The sequence below is a fragment of the Chryseosolibacter indicum genome, from assembly GCF_018598585.1.
Classification (GTDB): domain Bacteria; phylum Bacteroidota; class Bacteroidia; order Cytophagales; family Cyclobacteriaceae; genus Chryseosolibacter; species Chryseosolibacter indicus.
Window position 1 is genome coordinate 1 of the sequence record NZ_JAHESD010000149.1, and the last position, 1,243, is coordinate 1,243.

General features: G+C 42.3%; 2 protein-coding genes. One reads left to right on the forward strand and one right to left on the reverse strand.

What is annotated here, in order from left to right; all coding sequences use genetic code 11:
* A partial coding sequence (locus tag KK060_RS24835) for a hypothetical protein (RefSeq protein WP_254157988.1) occupies window positions 1-215 on the reverse strand: 215 nt, incomplete at its 3' end.
* 36 nt (window positions 216-251) lie between these two features.
* Here KK060_RS24835 and KK060_RS24840 point away from each other — a divergent pair.
* Window positions 252-1,243: sensor histidine kinase (locus tag KK060_RS24840; protein WP_254157990.1), on the forward strand; the 992-nt coding region annotated here is incomplete at its 3' end.

Below are 1,243 nucleotides of genomic sequence, written 5' to 3' on the forward strand. Positions count from 1 at the left end.
ATGCGGCCTATCATCAATAATTTTAAATTCCTGGTCATGCTTAAATATTTTGGTCCAAAATAAATCACCGGCATTTCTGATTTGAATTCACTCCCCCGACAATCACAACCAGTACTTCGGGAGTTGATAGCATAACATGAATACAGTTCACGGATGAATCTCTTTTGTTCGCGGTAGAATAGAGCCTCTTCGCTGTAAGGGATATGGATTATCACGGGAAATGGCTAGTTTTATGGAGACGGTGATCACGAATGACAGAGAAAAAGACAAGACGAACTATTCTTCATGCTGGGTTCTGGATTCTCTACTTCATCTACGAGACAATCAATGCAAGCTGGGCCGCCAACGATCGTTTTGATTTCTACCAAATCCACAAAGTATGGGCGAACTTCCCGTTAACAATGGCAGTTGTTTACATCAATTTCTATGTACTAATGCCCCGATATTTATACCCAAAGAAATACATGGCATATGCACTTTCTATGATTGGGTTGATCGTATCGTGGGCACTTGTAACACGGTACATTGGATATCGCTTTTGGTTGCCCTGGGACAAAACGCACATGCCTGCGCAATACCTTGCTGAACCGAAAAATTTCTTTGTGCCCATCAGGATTGCGCGAAACGCTTTTCGTCTTTACCCGGTTCTCGCGCTTACGATGCTAATCAAAGTGCTAAGAAATTCATATAGTAAGGAAAAACAACTTCGTGTTGCACAAGATGAAAAACACAAGGCAGAACTATCGAACCTCCGATCGCAGATTCATCCGCATTTTTTCTTCAACACGTTAAGCAGTTTATATACACTTACCGTAAAGAAATCAGACAAAGCACCCGATGTAGTCATGAGAATGTCAGGACTGATGCATTATATGCTTTATGAAACGACCAGTGATCTTGGCCTGCTGGAGGACGAGATCACACAACTAAAGAACTTTGTTGCCATTGAGGAGTTGCGTTTTGGTGATCGGATTGATTCGTCATTCCAATACTCCGGTGATCTTAATGGAAAGAAAATCAGCCCGCTGATCCTGCTACCCTTTGTAGAAAATGCCTTTAAACACAGCCTTATTAACGAAGCCAATAAGGCCTGGGTCACTATTGATATTAAAGTTTCAGGTAATGACCTGTTTCTGACTGTTGAAAACAGCATGTCAGCACCAATGGAATTATCGCCCCGACAAGGCATTGGTTTGGCGAATGTCAAAGCCAGACTATCCTTATCTTATCCCGGGCGACACGA